This is a genomic window from Pseudomonas sp., from assembly GCF_030684895.1.
GTDB lineage: Bacteria > Pseudomonadota > Gammaproteobacteria > Pseudomonadales > Pseudomonadaceae > Aquipseudomonas.
The window spans coordinates 41,455-57,801 of sequence record NZ_JAUXXP010000049.1; the positions used below are offsets into that span (position 1 = coordinate 41,455).

The 16,347-nt window shown below is 61.6% G+C and carries 15 protein-coding genes and 1 pseudogene; 5 read left to right on the top strand and 11 right to left on the bottom strand.

The features are described 5' to 3' along the window. Window positions 1–53 precede the first annotated feature (53 nt). From Q8M42_RS10775 to Q8M42_RS10795, 5 genes are all read left to right on the top strand, one after another. Window positions 54–833 carry an ABC transporter permease gene (locus Q8M42_RS10775; protein WP_304868501.1) on the top strand — a complete coding sequence of 260 codons (780 nt, stop codon included), beginning with the start codon at window positions 54–56 and terminating at the stop codon, window positions 831–833. Then, on the top strand, window positions 833–1,690 hold the full coding sequence (locus Q8M42_RS10780; RefSeq protein WP_304868499.1) for an ABC transporter ATP-binding protein: 858 nt from the start codon (window positions 833–835) through the stop codon (window positions 1,688–1,690). The genes Q8M42_RS10775 and Q8M42_RS10780 overlap by 1 nt, the downstream gene beginning before the upstream one ends. After that, window positions 1,687–2,655: a HEAT repeat domain-containing protein gene (locus tag Q8M42_RS10785; protein WP_304868498.1), complete on the top strand. Its 969-nt coding sequence runs from the start codon at window positions 1,687–1,689 to the stop codon at window positions 2,653–2,655. The genes Q8M42_RS10780 and Q8M42_RS10785 overlap by 4 nt, the downstream gene beginning before the upstream one ends. Continuing rightward, window positions 2,652–2,936, top strand: a complete 285-nt coding sequence (locus Q8M42_RS10790) for a gamma-butyrobetaine hydroxylase-like domain-containing protein (RefSeq protein ID WP_304868496.1) — start codon at window positions 2,652–2,654, stop codon at window positions 2,934–2,936. Before Q8M42_RS10785 ends, Q8M42_RS10790 begins: the two co-directional genes overlap by 4 nt. A 1,026-nt stretch (window positions 2,937–3,962) precedes the next feature. Further along, window positions 3,963–4,850, top strand: a complete 888-nt coding sequence (locus Q8M42_RS10795) for an autotransporter outer membrane beta-barrel domain-containing protein (protein ID WP_304868494.1) — start codon at window positions 3,963–3,965, stop codon at window positions 4,848–4,850. Window positions 4,851–5,279: 429 nt separating this feature from the next. Here Q8M42_RS10795 and Q8M42_RS10805 read toward each other — a convergent pair whose 3' ends face one another. The 11 genes and pseudogenes from Q8M42_RS10805 to tauA all read right to left on the bottom strand — a co-directional run bounded on the left by Q8M42_RS10805 (window position 5,280) and on the right by tauA (window position 16,276). Beyond that, the gene (locus Q8M42_RS10805; RefSeq protein ID WP_304868492.1) at window positions 5,280–5,933 is read right to left on the bottom strand and encodes a methionine ABC transporter permease; all 654 of its coding nucleotides are present in this window, start codon (window positions 5,931–5,933) and stop codon (window positions 5,280–5,282) included. Then, window positions 5,917–6,954: pseudogene (locus Q8M42_RS10810) on the bottom strand (methionine ABC transporter ATP-binding protein); the annotation flags it as partial. The gene Q8M42_RS10805 and the pseudogene Q8M42_RS10810, both read right to left, overlap by 17 nt. Window positions 6,955–7,016: 62 nt before the next feature. Further along, complete coding sequence (locus Q8M42_RS10815) at window positions 7,017–7,811, bottom strand: MetQ/NlpA family ABC transporter substrate-binding protein (protein WP_304868488.1); 795 nt, start codon at window positions 7,809–7,811, stop codon at window positions 7,017–7,019. A 20-nt stretch (window positions 7,812–7,831) separates the two neighbouring features. Next, a complete protein-coding gene (locus tag Q8M42_RS10820; RefSeq protein WP_304868486.1) occupies window positions 7,832–9,262 on the bottom strand; it encodes an LLM class flavin-dependent oxidoreductase in 1,431 nt (476 codons plus the stop codon). Beyond that, window positions 9,262–10,461, bottom strand: coding sequence for an SfnB family sulfur acquisition oxidoreductase (locus tag Q8M42_RS10825; RefSeq protein ID WP_304868484.1), 1,200 nt, complete (start codon window positions 10,459–10,461; stop codon window positions 9,262–9,264). The genes Q8M42_RS10820 and Q8M42_RS10825 overlap by 1 nt, the downstream gene beginning before the upstream one ends. Window positions 10,462–10,464: 3 nt before the next feature. Continuing rightward, window positions 10,465–11,760, bottom strand: coding sequence for an SfnB family sulfur acquisition oxidoreductase (locus Q8M42_RS10830; RefSeq protein ID WP_304868482.1), 1,296 nt, complete (start codon window positions 11,758–11,760; stop codon window positions 10,465–10,467). 212 nt (window positions 11,761–11,972) lie between these two features. After that, on the bottom strand, window positions 11,973–12,707 hold the full coding sequence (locus Q8M42_RS10835; protein ID WP_304868481.1) for a sulfite exporter TauE/SafE family protein: 735 nt from the start codon (window positions 12,705–12,707) through the stop codon (window positions 11,973–11,975). A 78-nt stretch (window positions 12,708–12,785) separates the two neighbouring features. Then, entirely contained in the window at window positions 12,786–13,619 is an 834-nt protein-coding gene (tauD, locus tag Q8M42_RS10840; protein ID WP_304868479.1) for a taurine dioxygenase, read from the bottom strand. A gap of 15 nt (window positions 13,620–13,634) precedes the next feature. Continuing rightward, window positions 13,635–14,468, bottom strand: a complete 834-nt coding sequence (gene tauC, locus Q8M42_RS10845) for a taurine ABC transporter permease TauC (RefSeq protein WP_304868477.1) — start codon at window positions 14,466–14,468, stop codon at window positions 13,635–13,637. After that, complete coding sequence (gene tauB, locus Q8M42_RS10850; RefSeq protein ID WP_304868475.1) at window positions 14,465–15,247, bottom strand: taurine ABC transporter ATP-binding subunit; 783 nt, start codon at window positions 15,245–15,247, stop codon at window positions 14,465–14,467. The genes tauC and tauB overlap by 4 nt, the downstream gene beginning before the upstream one ends. A 54-nt stretch (window positions 15,248–15,301) precedes the next feature. Continuing rightward, window positions 15,302–16,276 (bottom strand): taurine ABC transporter substrate-binding protein, encoded by a 975-nt coding sequence (tauA, locus tag Q8M42_RS10855; RefSeq protein WP_304868473.1) that lies wholly within the window; start codon window positions 16,274–16,276, stop codon window positions 15,302–15,304. Window positions 16,277–16,347: the final 71 nt, after the last annotated feature.

Genomic DNA, 16,347 nt, shown 5'->3' on the forward strand with positions numbered 1-16,347 from the left:
CACCCTTTTTCGTTCAGGCGAGCGGGGTGTGGCAGAGGGTTACGGAGATTGCCATGAACCCGCTATACCGCTGGCCCCTGCGCCTGGCCTCGCTCGCTGCCTGCCTGCTGTTCTGGCATGTGGCGGCGACCCAGCGGCTGAATCTGGGGCTGATTACCTTCACTTACGTGCCAACGCCAAGCGCGGTGCTGGATGCTGCTGTGGCCCTGGTCGAGTCGAGCAAGCTGGTCGCGCACCTGTCCAGCAGCCTGGGCCGGGTGTTTGTCGGTTACCTGCTGGCGGTGATTGCCGGCGTGCTGCTGGGCCTGGCCATCGGCCGCTCGAAATGGGCCGAAGACAGCCTGTTGCCGCCGCTGGAAGTGTTGCGGCCGATTCCCGCGGTGGCCTGGATTCCCCTGGCCATCCTGATGTTTCCGTCCTCGGAAGCCTCGATGATCTTTATCACCTTTACCGGGGCGCTGTTCCCCATCCTGCTCAACACCATTCATGGCGTTGAGGGCGTCGATCCGCGCCTGATCGCCTCGGCACGCAGCCTCGGGGCGGGGCGTCTGGCGATCCTGCGCGAGGTGATCATCCCGGGCGCGGCGCCGAGCATCGTCACCGGTCTGGCCATCGGCATGGGCACTTCCTGGTTCTGCCTGGTAACGGCGGAAATGATCTCCGGGCAGTGGGGCATCGGTTACTACACCTGGGAGTCTTACACCATCCAGAACTATGCCGACATCGTTGTGGGCATGCTGCTGATCGGCGTGCTCGGCATGGGCAGCAGTGCCCTGGTCAAACAGCTGGGTGCCTGGGTGACGCCCTGGTATCGGATCAAGGGGAAACGCTGATGAGTGCCTATGAAAAAGCCGTAGAACCGGGGCGCATCGACGGCCAGCAATTGTCGATTCGCCTGGGGCAGGGCGCACAGGCCTTCGACGCCGTGCAGAACCTGGATTTCAGCGTCGAGCCAGGCGAGTTCGTGTGCATTCTCGGCCCCTCTGGCTGTGGTAAATCGACCCTGCTCGGTGCCCTGGCCGGCCATTTACAGATCAGTGCCGGCGCGCTGCGCGTCGATGGCCAGGTGGTGGCTGGGCCGTCGCCTGAGCGCGGCATGGTGTTTCAGCACCACACCCTGTTGCCCTGGCGCAGTGTGCTCGACAACGTTGCTTTCGGCCTGAAGATGCAGGGCCTGGGCAAGGCCGAGCGACGCTACCAGGCCGGTGAGTTTCTTCGTCTGGTTGGCCTGCAGGAGTTTGCCCTGCGCTGGCCCAATCAGTTGTCCGGCGGCATGCAGCAGCGCGCGGAAATCGCCCGGGTGCTGATCAACCGCCCGCGTCTGCTGCTGATGGACGAGCCCTTCGGTGCGCTGGATGCACAGACCCGTGCGCGGATGCAGGAGTTGTTGCTGGATATCTGGACGCGTATCCGCACCACCGTGGTGTTTGTCACCCACGATATCGACGAGGCGCTGTTTCTTGCCGACCGCGTACTGGTGATGAGTCCACGGCCGGGACGTTTTATCGAAGACCTGCGCCTGGATTTCTCCCGGCCCCGGCACGCCAGCCTGCTGACCAGCCCTGAGTTCGTCCGCCTCAAACGCCATTGCCTGGAGTTGCTGCGTCATGAAGAAGGCCGCGAACTGCCACGCCTGACCCCGCTGGGCCTGCCCAGCGCCGACTTCCCGCCATTGCGAATTGCCCTATGACTGAATTGCCCAGCGACAACCCTGAAATTATTGCTCTGCAGCCACGCCTAAGTGACAGCGATGCCGGCGTGCGGCGTATTGCCCTGATCGCCCTGGCTGATCTGGAAGACCCTGATGGCTTGCCCTGGCTGACCCAGGCCCTGGGCAGTGATAGCGACGCCCAGGTGCGCGCCGAGGCCGCCCGTTTGCTCGAAGCATGGGAGGAGCCCGATGTGGTGGCCGCCCTGTGCGCCGCCCTGGCCGATGCGGATGAGGCGGTACGCGGTGCTGCTGCGCAGAGCCTCAGTGAGCTGAAAAGCCTGGACGCCGGGCGAGTGATCCTGCCCTGGGCCAACCATGCTGATGCCTTTGTGCGCAGCAGCGCATTGCGTGCCCTGCGTGAACTGCGCCTGCCCGACAGCGTGCCAGTGGCGCGCCAGGCCCTGCAGGACAGCGATGCCTTTGTGCGGCGTGAGGCGGTGGGCATTCTCGGCTGGCTCAAGCAGCTCGACGCTCTACCCGAATTGGCGCGCCTGGCCAGTGATGACCCGGACACCGAAGTACGCCGTGCCGCCACCGGTGCACTGGGCCTGGCCAGCGATTTGGTGGTATTGCCGGCTTTGCAGGCAGCCCTGCGCGACAGTGAATGGCAGGTGCGCGAAGAAGCTGCCACTACCCTGGGCAAGGTGGGTCTGAGCGAGGCCGGTCCTGCGCTGATCGACGCATTGCAGGACAGCTACTGGCAGGTGCGTCTGCGCGCGGCGCGTTCGCTGGGCAAACTGCGCTTTGTCGACGCGTTGGATGGCTTGGTCACGCTGCTCGGTCATAGCATCAGCAACCTGCGCAAGGAGGCCGCCCTGGCCCTCGGCGAGCTGGCCAATAGCGCCGCCATCGCGCCGTTGCAGGCCGCCGAACATGACAGCGACCCGGAAGTGCGCAAGGCGGTGCGTATTGCCCTGAGCCAGCTGCAAAAGGCTGTGGGATGAACGCCCCCAGCGCTATCCGCAATCAGCGTAATGCCGGCCTACTGCACCTGCAGTGGCCTGACGGCTCTACGCAAAGCCTCAGCCATGCAAGGTTGCGTGCGGCATGCCCGTGCTCACAGTGCCGCGCAGCGCGAATGGGCGGGCGAATTGATCTGGTCAATGCTGGCGTAAGCCTGAGCGCCATCAACAGCCAGGGTTATGGCGTGCAGCTGGTGTTCAGCGATGGGCATGAGCGGGGGATTTACCCGTGGGACTACTTGGCGGAGTTAGCGAGCGGATAAGCGTCGGCAGCTAAGCTGCTACGTCATGGGCAGAGGGTGCGCCTTTACCAATCTTAATAGCGAAAGTGCGAAGCCGATGATTTGGCAATGGATGCGTAGGCGGTAAACCCAATACCGCCCCTGACTTGTCTGTGTGCCTGGGGATGAAATTGGCCGACTCCGGGCGTTTCCCAGCGGCTATATTGGGTCGGCAGCGGCCGACTACGAAGGGCCGGAACCGATCCAAAGTGGCCAGTCATCACAGGCAGAAATCGGCCAAGTGCAGTCATTCGAATGTGCCCATGAAGTCAGGGGCGATTCGGCCCGAGGGCATTTTCCGTGCAATCGATGGTCAGCGACTGCGTGAGTTTCTACTCACAGAATAGAACTAGTAAAAGGATATTCAGATTTAATGATTATTCGGCTAAATGGACTAAGAGCTGTCCTTTTTGGCGTTCTTTTTTGTCGTTAATGTGTAGCGAAAATCATCTCTAATTATGGCATTTTGCTATTATAGGCATTATTCTACTGCAGATTAGCAGGGCTACAAACTGGCCCTTACACTATGAACTGGGGAGTTCTTCCATGCGCCATCTCAAAGCACTGCTTACGGGCGGGATTGTCGTCAGTGCCTGCCTTGCCAATGTGTATTCTGACCTGGCACAGGCTGCGCCTGATGAGCGACCGACAGTGGTTGTAAACTATGGTGGCAGCACCTATTCCATCAGCTCTCAATTCGTGAATTATACCGACTATTCGTCTCTGTTGGAGTCGCAGCCCTGGTGGGGCAATACGAGCTTATCAAATGGCTTAGCAGGGCTTGTAGGAACGTCGGCGGGTTTCTATCAATCGAGTGGTGGGCTCGGTATTCTGTTTGCCTACGGAGTTAGTGGATATAGTGTGTCCATTGACTATTTCAATGGTAGTAGCACAATTAATTGTCCGACTTCTTGTCCTGGCCTGAGTGATAATTATTACTACGCAATTATCAACCAATTGGTCACCCTGCAAACCATGGCTGCCAGCCTGGAGTCCACGTCGTCTGGCGTGAACGCGTTGAATTCCAACCTGAGCATGATGATCAACGGTGCCCATAGCCGGCCGTTGGCGCGATTGGTCGAACCGGGAAAAAGTACCTTCTGGGCGGCGGGTGACTGGGGGCGCGACGATCACGGTAATCGATCAGGCAACAGCGGTCTTGCCGAGATCGGTTTCGGGCACAACCTGGGCTTTGCGCAGATCAACCTCTCCCTTGGCCAGACTTATGCCAAGCAAGATCTGATCTTTGACGGTGAGGTCAAAAGCGACGGCCGTTACCTGATGCTGGAAGGCATCATTCCGTTGACTCAGGTCGAAGGTCTGTATGCGACTCTCGGCGCTTATGGCCATTGGGGTGAGGCCGATATTCGCCGTGGCTATTTCAATATGAGCACCCTGGAGTCCTCCAATGCCAGCCCGGATACCGAAACCTGGGGCGTGCGTGCGCGCCTGGACTGGCAGAATGCCCTCAGCGTAGCCAATACCGGTATCAGCCCCTATGTCGATCTGAGCTACAGCAGCAGCCATATAGAAAGCTATACCGAAGAGGGCGGTGGCTTACCGGCGCGTTTCGATGGCCGTACAGACGACCGTACCGAGGTACGCCTGGGTTTCAATACCCAGACGCCGATACCGTTCATTTCCGGCTACAACTTCGTGACCAATCTGGAAGCGGCTCACCGCTTCGAGAAGAACAGTGCCGGTGTTAACGGTGCTGTGGATGGCTTCTTCACCTTCAATCTGCCGGGTGAGGATGTGACCAATGACTGGCTGAAAGCAGGCGCGGGAGTTGAAGGCGAAGCCGGACCGGGCAAGCTGTCGGTGATGCTCAACGGTACGACCCAGAGTGAAATGCCAAACTTCTGGGTGGCCACCTCGTATCAGCTGCCGTTCTAAACCACGTTAAAGCTATGCAGTGGGACCACCTATTCAGGCGCAACTGCGTTGCTGCAGAGCTACTCAGCCTGGGGTTGTTGACGCGGCTACGCCGACTCGTCGATAGACCCCAGATGCTCTTTGCAGAAGTCGACTAACAATTTGGCCGGTTTGGTTAGGTGAGATCGCTTGATTCAGGCTGCTACTATGTCGGATCACGTGACGTCTTCGACTATGTCTAAGCAGGCTAGGTGTTTGCCATCGTAGGTGATGTCTGACTGCAGGTGTGTGACCCGTACGGAAAAGCCGAATTGAATAGTCCTGCCTTTCGTAGACGCTGGATCACCGCTTTTGGCCGGTTCTAGCCTATCGACACCGACCATTTTGGGCTGTCGGCAGTCACAGCCGCTCACCCAAAGCCCCAGTGTTTTGGGTGAGCTAGACATCATTTCAGCCGCGCCTATTCAACCCCTTGGCCAACCGATCGCCACCGAACTGGATCAGGCTGACCAGCACCACCAGGGTGACGATCACGGTGAGCATCACCTGGCTGTCGAAGCGCTGATAGCCGTAGCGGTAGGCCAGGTCGCCCAGGCCGCCGGCACCGATGGCACCGGCCATGGCCGAGGAATTGATCATGGTCACCAGGGTGATGGTGAAACCGCCGACGATGCCTGGCAGCGCCTCGGGTAGCAGTACATGCCAGACGATATGCCAGCGTCGGCAGCCCATGGCCTGGGCGGCTTCGATCAGGCCGTGGTCAACTTCGCGCAGGCTGACTTCTGCGATACGCGCGAAGAACGGCGTAGCGGCAATGGTCAGCGGCACCACGGCGGCCCACACGCCATAGGTGGTGCCGACGATTAGCCGCGTAAAGGGAATCAGCGCGACCATCAGAATCAGAAAGGGGATCGAGCGGAACAGGTTGACGATGCTGCCCAGCAGTTGATTCAGCTTGGGCGCTTCGAAGATGCCACCCTTGCTGCTGGTGACCAGAAATACCGCCAGCGGAATCCCCGCCAGCAGCGCCAACAACGACGACACGCCGACCATCAGCAGGGTGTCGAGAAAGCCTTGCCAGAGGCGTTCAAACAGCAGCGACATAACCCAGTACCTCCGCCTGATCCGCCAGTTGGCGGGCGTTGCTTAACAGTTGTTCGCGGCTGTGCGGTGAGTCGCTCACGGCCAGTAGCAAGTAACCCAGGGCATGCCCCTGGATGCGTTCGATGCCGCCATCGAGCAGTGCCAGACGCCCGCCGAGGGCAGCCGCCAGGGCTGCCAGATTCGGTTCGCCATGGCTGCCGGAAAACTGCAGGCGCAGAGCTAAAGCATCGGTCTTTTGCAATTGATAACTGCGCAAACGGGCTTGCAGATCCGCCGGTAGACCATGACGCAACGGCGCGAGCAGGGTGCGAGTAACCTCGTGCTGCGGCGCGCCAAATACGCGCCAGACTGGGCCCTGTTCCACCACTTCACCTTGTTCCAGCACCACCACGCGGTCACAGATTTCGCGGATCACCGCCATTTCGTGGGTGATCAGTACGATGGTCAGGCCCAGGCGCTGATTGATCTCGCACAACAGGCCGAGGATCGCCTGGGTGGTTTCCGGGTCCAGGGCGCTGGTGGCTTCGTCGCACAGCAGAATCTGTGGGTCATGCACCAGGGCGCGGGCGATGCCCACGCGCTGTTTCTGCCCGCCGGAAAGCTGCGCCGGGTAGGCGGTGTGTTTGTCCTGCAGGCCGACCAGTTCGAGCAGCTCGCGCACCTTGCGCTTACGTTGCTCGCGCGGCACGCCAGCGACCCGCAGTGGCAGCTCGACGTTCTGCCACACGGTCTTGGCCGACATCAGGTTGAAGTGCTGGAAGATCATGCCGATGCGCCGGCGCAGTTCGACCAGATGGTCTTCGTCGAGCAGGCCGATGTCTTCGCCGTCGATCAGCACCTGACCGCTGCTGGGTTGCTCCAGCCGGTTGATGGTGCGGATCAGCGAGGACTTGCCCGCACCGCTGCGGCCGATAATGCCGAACACTTCGCCGCGCTGGACGGCCAGGTCGATATCGCGCAGTGCCTCTACCGTGCCCTGGGCTGACGCGTAGGTCTTGCCCAGGTTGGCAAAGCGCAGGTGGGTATCAAGCTGCTGGCTGGCCTGCGCGGCCTGCTGCAGGTGAGTGTCGAAACCACTCATGCTCAGCTTTCCCAGCCTGGCTGATAAAGCTTGCCGTGGGCCTTGTCCAGGGCCGCACGCACGGCTGGCGAGTGCTGATAGATGTCGACGAATTTCTTCAGGCGCGCATCGTTCTTGTGCTCAGGCTGGATAACGAACTGGATGATGTATTCCGGGTTGTCGACGCCATCGAACAGTAACGCCGATTCTGGATCATGGGTGCCGGCCAGACGGATGTAGTGCGGGTAGCCCTGAGCCAGGTCGGCTTCATCCAAGGCGCGCACCAGTTGCACGGCTTCCAGCTCGATGATCTGGATGTTCTTCGGGTTGCTGGTCACATCCTCCAGGGTGGCTTTGTAGCCAACGCCAGGCTTGAGGGTGATCAGCCCGGCTTTTTCCAGCAGTTGCAGGCCGCGACCGCCATTGATCGGGTCGTTGGCGATGGCCACCTTGGCACCCTCGGGCAGGCTGGCGAAGGCTTTGTGCTTTTTCGAGTACAGGCCGACGTTGTTGATCACCCCTGGGGCATAGGGAATCAGGTCGTAGCCGCCGTCCTTCTTGGCGTTTTCCAGAAAGGGCACGTGCTGGAAGTAGTTCACGTCGATATCGCCGTTGGCCAGGCTGACGTTGGGCGCGATCCAGTCGCTGAACTCGATCAGCTCGACTTTCAGGCCCTGCTTTTTCGCCTCGGCCACGGCCACTTCCAGCGGTGGGGCGAAGGCGGCGGTGGTGCCGAGTTTCAGCGTTTGCTCGGCCTGGGCCAGGCCACTTGCCAGCAGCAGGGTGCCGAGCGTCAGTTTCTTCAGGGTATTGAGCATGGTCTTCATCCTTGTATAGGTCAGAGCAGGTTGAGCGCCGCAGCGCTCAGTTGATGGTGGATATCGCTACGGGGCGCCGGCACGCTGCCCGACAGATCGCGCCAGGCGGCTGCGCTGTGGTTGGCCGGCAGGCGCGGGCCCTGGCCGAACAGCTTGTGGCGCAGGCTGCCTTCGGCGTAGGCGGTCTTGTACAAACCGCGGTTTTGCAGCTCGGGAATCACCAGGTCGATAAAGTCGACATAGCTTTCCGGCGAGACGATGCGCGTCAGGTTGAAACCGTCCAGGCCGGTTTCCTCGAACCAGCTTTGCAACTGGTCGGCGACCTGCACGGGGGAACCGATCAGCACGGGGTAGCGCCCGCCGAGCGCGTGCTGCTCCAGCAGACGACGTTTTGTCCAGCCGCTGTCCTTGGCGGTGAAGGCCTTGACCACCGATTCGATGGCGTTGGTCTTCTGGTAGCGGATCGGCTCATCGAGCTCGTACTGGGCGAAGTCGATACCGGTGGAGCTGGAAAAGTGCGCCAGGCCCGCTTCCGGGCTGGCATAGCGCAGGTACTCGGCATGCTTATCGCGGGCCTCGGCCTCGGTCGGTGCGACGATCACGCTGATGCCCATAAATACTTTGATTGCATCCGCCGAGCGCCCAGCCGCCAACGCATTGGCGCGCACCTTGGCAACCTGTTCGCGTGCCGCAGCCTTGTTGTGTCCGCTGATAAACACGCACTCGGCATGCTGGCCGGCGAAGCGCAGGCCACGCTCCGACGAGCCGGCCTGAAACAGCACCGGGGTACGCTGCGGCGAGGGTTGGCTGAGGTGATAACCCTCCACCTGATAGAACTCGCCCTGGTGCCGGACTTTGTGCACCTTGCCCGGTTGGGCGTAGATGCGCTGCGTGCGGTCGGCGAGCACGGCATCGTCCTGCCAGCTGCCTTCGAGCAGTTTGTAGAGCACGTGCAGGTACTCATCGGCCTGGTCGTAGCGGCGGTCGTGTTCGATCTGCTGCGTGAGGCCCATGGCCTTGGCCGCGCTGTCCAGGTAGCCGGTGACGATATTCCAGCCGATGCGGCCCTGGGTCAGGTGGTCGAGGGTGGAAAGGCGACGGGCGAAGGTGTAGGGCGCTTCGTAGGTCAGGTTGGCGGTCACGCCAAAACCCAGGTGCCGGGTGACCCCAGCCATGGCCGAAACCAACAACAGCGGGTCGTTGACCGGTAGCTGGATCGACTCCTGCAGGCTCAGGTCGATGCCGTTCTGGTAAACGTCATACACACCGAGGATATCGGCGATAAACAGCCCATCGAACAGACCGCGCTCCAGCAGTTTGGCCAGATCAGTCCAGTATTCCAGGCTGTTGAAGGCAGTTGAGTTGTCCCGTGGATGAGTCCACAAACCGTGATGGATATGCCCCACGCTGTTCATGTTGAAGGCGTTGAGCAGGATCTGTTTGCTGCCCATCAGATCGTCCCCCGGCGCGGCGGCAGGGCGTCGTTGAGGTAGTAGTTACCCACCGCGTGGTACTTCCAGCGCACCGGATCATGCAGGGTATGGGTGCGCGCGTTGCGCCAGTGGCGGTCGAGGTTGTGTTCGGCCAGGGTGGCGCGGCTGCCGGCCAGTTCGAGTAGTTTGCTGGAAGCTGCCAGCGACACTTCGGTGCTGATCGCCCGGGCTTCGGCTACGGCGATGGAGGCGGCGGCCACGCTTTCGACACTGGGCTCGGCCTGGGCCTGATCGACAAATTCACCGGCTCGTTCCAGCAGTGCTTCGGCGGCGTGCAGATGAATGGCCAGACGGCCGATGGCCTTGAGGGTCAGCGGGTCATCGCTGGCCTTGTCCACCCCGGCATTGATCCAGGGGCGTGAACTGCTGCGCACGAAACTCAGGGTGTCTTCATAGGCGGCGCGGGCGATGCCGACATCAATGGCCGCATGCAGCAACTGAGCGAACGGGCCGAGCGAAGTGGGGCGCTCGAATGATGCCTGGAATGGCACCACGTCTTCGGCGGCCACCGGTACCTGTTGCAGCACCACCGAACCACTGCCGGTGGTGCGCTGGCCGAAACCGGACCAGTCGTCGATGATCTCCAGCCCCGGCGCATGGCGGGATACGAAGGCCAGGTGACCAATGCCTTGGTCATCCACCGCCAGGGTCGGGATGCGCTGAGCATAGAGCGCGCCGGTTGCGTAGAACTTGCGCCCCTCAATGCGGTAGTGCTCGCCGTCACGCAACAGTTTGGTGGTGCGGTCCAGGGCGGTCTTGGTGCCCAGCTCCGCGAGGGCATTGCCGAAGCGCTGCCCGGCCAGCACCTCTGCATACAAACGTTGCTGCTGCTCGGCGCTGCCGTTGAGGCGCAGCACTTCGAGGGCATAGAAATGGTTTTGCGGGATTTGCCCAAGGGAACTGTCCGCTTGGGAAATACGGGCAATCACCTTGGCCAGGGTGACGCTGGAGACGCCTGCACCACCCAGGTGTTTGGGTACGCTGATGCCCCACAGGCCGGAGCGGCTGAACAGCTCCAGCTCGGCATGTGGCAGCAGGCGTTCGCGGTCGCGTTCGGCCGCGCCAGGGCCGAATACCGCGGCCACAGCATTGGCAACGTCCAGCGCTTCGGCATCACTGCGGATCAGCGTCGGATTCAGGTTCAACGGTGCGTTCATGGCTCAGATCCAGGAGTGACGGGCAGGGCGGCTGCCGTTGAGGTAGTAGGCACCAACGGCGTGGTACTTCCAGCGCACCGGGTCATGCAGGGTATGGGTGCGCGCATTGCGCCAATGCCGGTCGAGGCCGAATTCGGCCAGGGTGGCGCGGCTGCCCGCCAGCTCCAGCAGCTTTTCGCTGGCTAGCAGGCTGATCTCGGTGGTCAACACTTTGGCCTCGGCCACGGCAATGGAGGCGCGCGCGGCGGCATCGTCATCAATGGGCTGCGCGCTGACTTCATCCAGCACTTTGCCAGCCTTGCGCAGCAGGGCTTCAGCGGCGTGCAGATCGACCTGCAGGCGGCCGATATCGGCAATCACGTAGGGATCATCGCTGGCGCGCTCGACATTGGCCTCGATCCACGGTCGGGATTTCTCGCGGATAAAACTGATGCTGTCGCGCAATGCACCGGCAGCGATGCCAGCATCAATCGCCGCCTGAATAAGTTGCGAGGCGGCGCCCTGGATACTCGGTTGGCTGCCCAACTGCCACAGCGGAATCAGGTTGTGTGCATCGACTTCCACGCGGTCCAGCAGCACGGTGCCGCTGGCAGTGGTGCGTTGACCAAAGCCGGACCAGTCGTTGACGATGCGCAGCCCTGCGCGGCCGCGTTGGATCAGGGCGAGAACTGGACGACCGTCCTCGTCCAGGGCCTTGGCTGCGACCCAGTGGGCGAAGATCGCCCCGGTGGAATAGAACTTCTCGCCGCTGATGACGTAGCGATCACCCTCGCGCTCAAGGCGCGCACGCACATCCAGGGTGTGCTTGCTGTTGCGTTCGGGCCCGGCATTGCCGATGCGCCAGCCTTGCAGCACGGTGCGAAATAGGCGCTGACGCTGGCTTGGAGTGGCAGCGACATCCAGCAGGGCAATCAGGCCGAACTGGTTTTGTGGGATCTGGCCGAGAGCCGGGTCCACTGCGGAAATGATGCGAAAAACTTCGGCAATGGTGGCAAAGGACAGCTGCGGGCCGCCGTAGGCGCGGGGGATGGCGATACTGCCCAGACCGCTAGCGGTAAACTGCTCGACCAGCGACCAGGGCAGTTTACGTTCCCGATCACGCAGGATGACCTGCGCGCTGGCCGCCTCGGCCAAGGCATGCGCGGCCGCAAGGGCTTCACTGTCACTGCGCAGAATGCGCGCGGGTAGAAGGGGGGGAGCGATGTCCTGGTCAGAGGCCGGTAAGGCCTGGGCTGACTCAGGGTACGCGTGGGCTTCCGGGTGGGAAGCGGTGTCCTCAAGGGTAGTCGGACTGACCATGCAAACCTCATCTTCAAATAAAACGCTGCGTCTGCCGCGTCATGAAGACGAGCACCGGAGCGAGGTAAAATTGCACTGCTCCGGTGGTCCGGTGGATATACCTTAAGCCAAGGTAATCCAATATTTAAAATAGCTTTTTCGCATAACATTAGATGCACCCGACTGGCACGCTGGTACCATTCGAGCGCTCTAGAATGCTGTTTTACAAGGTTTTACAGGCAAAGCTTGGCGCCGGCGAGCAACAGCAGCAGTCCAAGTATTTGCTGCACCCGTCGCTCGGCCAGCCAGCGGCTGCCCAGTTGCGCGCCGAGCACACCGCCGGCCATGGCGATCAGCGCTAACAGGGTGATGTGTTCAGGCAGCTGGCGCGCCGCGCTCCAGTGTCCGGCCAGGGCGGCGACAGAATTGAGCAGGATAAACACGGCCGAAAATGCTGCTGCGCTTTTCACGCTGGCCCAGCGTGCGTAGATCAGTAGCGGCGTGATCAACACACCGCCGCCAATACCAGTCAGGCCCGAGAGCAGGCCAATTACCGCACCCGTGAGCATGGCCAGTGCCCGGGGTGCCTGGCGCAGCTGAGCCCCATCCACAGCTTTGCCGATAAAAAGGGGCAGGGCGGCAGCCAGCAGCAGGCTGCCCAGCAAGCGATCAAACCAGAGTGGCGGCAGGCTGATAAAACCACCCAGCGCTGCCATGGGCACCGCCAGAACGGCAAAGGGCCAGAGGTGCTGCCAATTCAGATGCCCGGCCCGAGCAAAGCGCCAACTGACCAGCAGCGCGACCAGGCTGTTGATCAGCAGCGCCGTGGGTTTGATGCTCTCGGGGGCAAAGCCCAGCAGCGCCATGGCGGCGATATATCCGGATGCGCCGGCTTGGCCGACACTGGCATAGAGCAGGGCGATCAGCAGAAAGGCTGCCGCAGATAGCAGTAGAGAGTTTTCAGGCATAGGTGCTACTTAACCACCTGATCGCAGAAAATGGCACCCGCGCCTGGCTTGGCGCGGGTTAAGCAGCCATACCTCGGTTCAGACTGGTATGTCGCCGAGAATCGTTGCCCGCTGCATCACCCGGCGCTGCGGGCGGTAGTCGTCTACGGCGTAATGCTGGGTGATGCGGTTGTCCCAGAAGGCGATGTCATTGGTCTGCCAGCGCCAGCGCACGGTGAATTCCGGGCGGGTGCTGTGGGCAAACAGAAAGCGCAGCAGCGCATCACTTTCATCAGCCTCCAGTTCGTTGATTCGGGTGGTGAAGCCATCGTTGACGAACAACCCCTTGCGCCCTGTGATCGGGTGAGTGCGTACCACTGGGTGTGACAGTGGCGGGTATTTACGCTGCACCTCGTGGTAGTGCTCCAGCGCTTGCGGCGTATTGCCATAGCGCTCCAGCGGGAACGAGTGGGTGAAATCGTGGGTGGCAGTCAGACCGTCGAGCAGTACCTGCAGCGGTTTCGACAACGCCTCGAAGGCAGCACTGCTGCTGGCCCACAGCGTGTCGCCACCGAAAGGTGGCAGCAGCTTGGCCGACAGCACCGCACCCATGGCCGGAGTCGGCAGGAAGGTGACATCGGTGTGCCAGATGGCGTTGTCGCGTACATCGGTTACCGCGGTGTCGAGGATCAGCACTTCCGGCTGCTCCGGCACATTTGGGTAGATCGGGTGGATATGCAGATCACCAAAGTGGCGGGCAAAGCTGGCCTGCTGTTGCGGGGTGATCGGCTGGTTACGGAAGAACAGCACCTGATGCGTGAGCAGGGCCTGTTCAATCAACTGATGGTTCTTGGCGCTCAAGGGCTCGCTGAGGTTGATGCCGTCAATCTGTGCGCCAAGGGCAGGGCTCAGTTGGGTGATTTGAATGCTCATGGTCATCTATCCAGTTCAATGGGCCTGGCCATGCCAGGGCACCAGCTTACGTTGCAGGGCGCGCAGGCCCATCTCCAGGGAAAAGGCGATCAGGGCGATCACCAGAATCCCGAGAATCACCACATCGGTCACCAGAAACTGGGCGGCGGACTGCACCATAAAACCCAGGCCGCTGGTGGCGGCGATCAGCTCGGCGGCCACTAGGGTTGACCAGCCAACACCCAGCCCGATGCGAATGCCGGTGAGAATCTCCGGCAGGGCACTGGGCAGGATCACGTAGCGGATCAACTGTGCCTGACTGGCACCCAGTGATTGCGCAGCGCGGATTTTGCTCGGGTCGACATTGCGCACACCGGTGGCGGTGGAAATGGCGATTGGCGCGAAGATCGCCAGAAAGATCAGGAGCACCTTGGACAGCTCACCAATCCCGCACCAGATGACGATCAGCGGCAGGTAAGCCAGCGGCGGGATCGGGCGGTAGAACTCGATCAGCGGGTCGAAGATACCGCGAGCGATCCGGTAACGACCTATGGCGATCCCCAATGGAATAGCGGTCAGTACGGCGGCCAACAGGCCCAGGCCGATGCGTTGCAGGCTGGCGGCTAGGTGCTGCCAGAGGCTGGAATCCATATAGCCCTGGCTCAGCACCAGCCAACCGCGTTTGGCCACCGCCTGTGGGCTGGGTAGAAACAGCGGCTCAATCAGGCCGAAGTAGGTCACCGCCCACCAGGCCCACAGTAGAAAGGCGACTGTCAGGCTACTGATAGTGAACAGGCTGAGCTCACGCGGAGCACGCCGTGCTTGTTGTTCGCTCTCGGTGTTGGAGTAGATGTACTCATGGCTGCTCATGCGCGGCTCCCTTGGCGTTCGGCGAAGACCTGGGCGAGCACATGCTCGCGGGTGGCGATAAAAGCCGGATCGGATTTAATCGCGCGGGCACTCTCACCGGCGGTGTAGCGTTGGCCGAAATCCAGGCTCAGGCGTTCGCTGATGCGGCCGGGGTTGGGTGACAGCAGAATCAGGTCGGTGGCGAGGAAGACCGCTTCCTCGATGTCGTGGGTAATCAGGAACACTGGTTTGGCCGTGCGCTGCCAGACCTGCAGCAGCAGCTCCTGCATCTGCTCGCGGGTAAAGGCGTCGAGCGCACCGAACGGCTCGTCCATCAGCAGCACCCGTGGTTCTGCAGCCAAGGCGCGAGCCAGGCCGACACGCTGACGCTGGCCGCCAGACAGTTCCCAGATGCGCCGCTGTTCGAACCCGGCCAGACCCACCAGGCTCAGCAGTTCGCGGGCCTTGGCTTCGCGCTGGGGCTTTGCCACACCGGCCAGTTGCAGACCGAACGCGACGTTTTCCAGCACGTTCTGCCAGGGCAACAGGGCGTCATCCTGAAACACCACGCCGCGTTCGGCGCTGGGGCCCTGTACCGGTTGTTGATCGAGGCTGATGCGTCCGGCGTTGGGTGTAACAAAGCCGGCGATCAGGTTGAGCAGGGTGGTTTTGCCACTGCCCGAAGGGCCGAGGGCGACCAGTAGTTGCTGAGGGCCGAGGCTCAGGGAAATATCCGTCAGTACCGGCTCGGCCGTGCCGGGGTACTGTGCGCTGATACGCTCCAGTTCAAGTAAGGCCATGACTGTGACTCTCTCAAATGCTCCCCCAGCTTTTGCCGGGGGAGTTACAGCGGGTTACTGGATATAGGCGTTGCTGACATAGGGTGAGTAGTCGCTCAGCACGCTGTCGGCTTTGCCCTGTTCCTTGAGAAATACCGCAGTGGCGGCGATGTCTTTGGCCGTCTTGCCGCCGAGCAACTCAGCTTGCTGCTTGGCATCCGGGAAGGCCGAGCCGGCGAGCAGCTCAGGCACGTCTTTAGGATCAGCACCGGTTAGCTTGGCAATCTTCTGTACGGGCTCGGAGTCGACAGTCCAGCTGTCCTTGTTGGCGGCGTAGTCGGCGAAGGCATCCAGGCTGACCTGGGCGAATTTGGCCAGCAGCTCGGAGTGCTTCTCGGCAAAGTCCTTGCGCGCTACCCACACTTCGAAGGTCGGAGCGCCCCAGGTGCCGACTTCTGCGGCATCGGTCAGCACTGTGCCGTTCTGCTTGATCGCGCCGAGTGCCGGTGACCAGACGAAGGCCCCGTCGATATTGCCGCGCGCCCAGGCGGCGGAGATTTCGCTGGGGTTGAGGTTGACGATCTTCACTTTGCTCGGCTCGACCTGCCAGTGCTTCAGCGCGCCGAGCAGGCTGTAGTGCGAGGTGGACACAAAGGGCGTGGCAATGGTCTTGCCGATCAGATCCTGCGGGCTGTTGATGCCACTGCCGTTACGCACCACCAACGCCTCTGCGGCGTTGATTTGCGCGGCGACGATAAAGGTCACAATGGGCAGGCCGCGGCTGGCGGCGGCGGCCAATGGGCTGCTGCCGAGGTTGCCGATCTGCACATCGCCGGAGGCAATCGCCGTGACCACTTCAGCGCCGCTGTTAAAACGTCGCCAGTCGATCTTCTGGCCCAAGGCTTTGTCGTATGTGCCGTCAAACTGCGCCACTTTGGTGGGGTCGATACCGGTCTGGTAACCGATGATCAGGTCATCTGCCTGGGCTGCGGTGCTCAGCCCGCTGACAATCAGCGCAGCCAACAGGCTGCGTAATGGACAAAAACTCATGCTGCTTACTCCGCAGGAATGCCGCTGCGCAGTGCAGGCCGAATGGTCATGCACGGCGCAGGTAAGGTGAT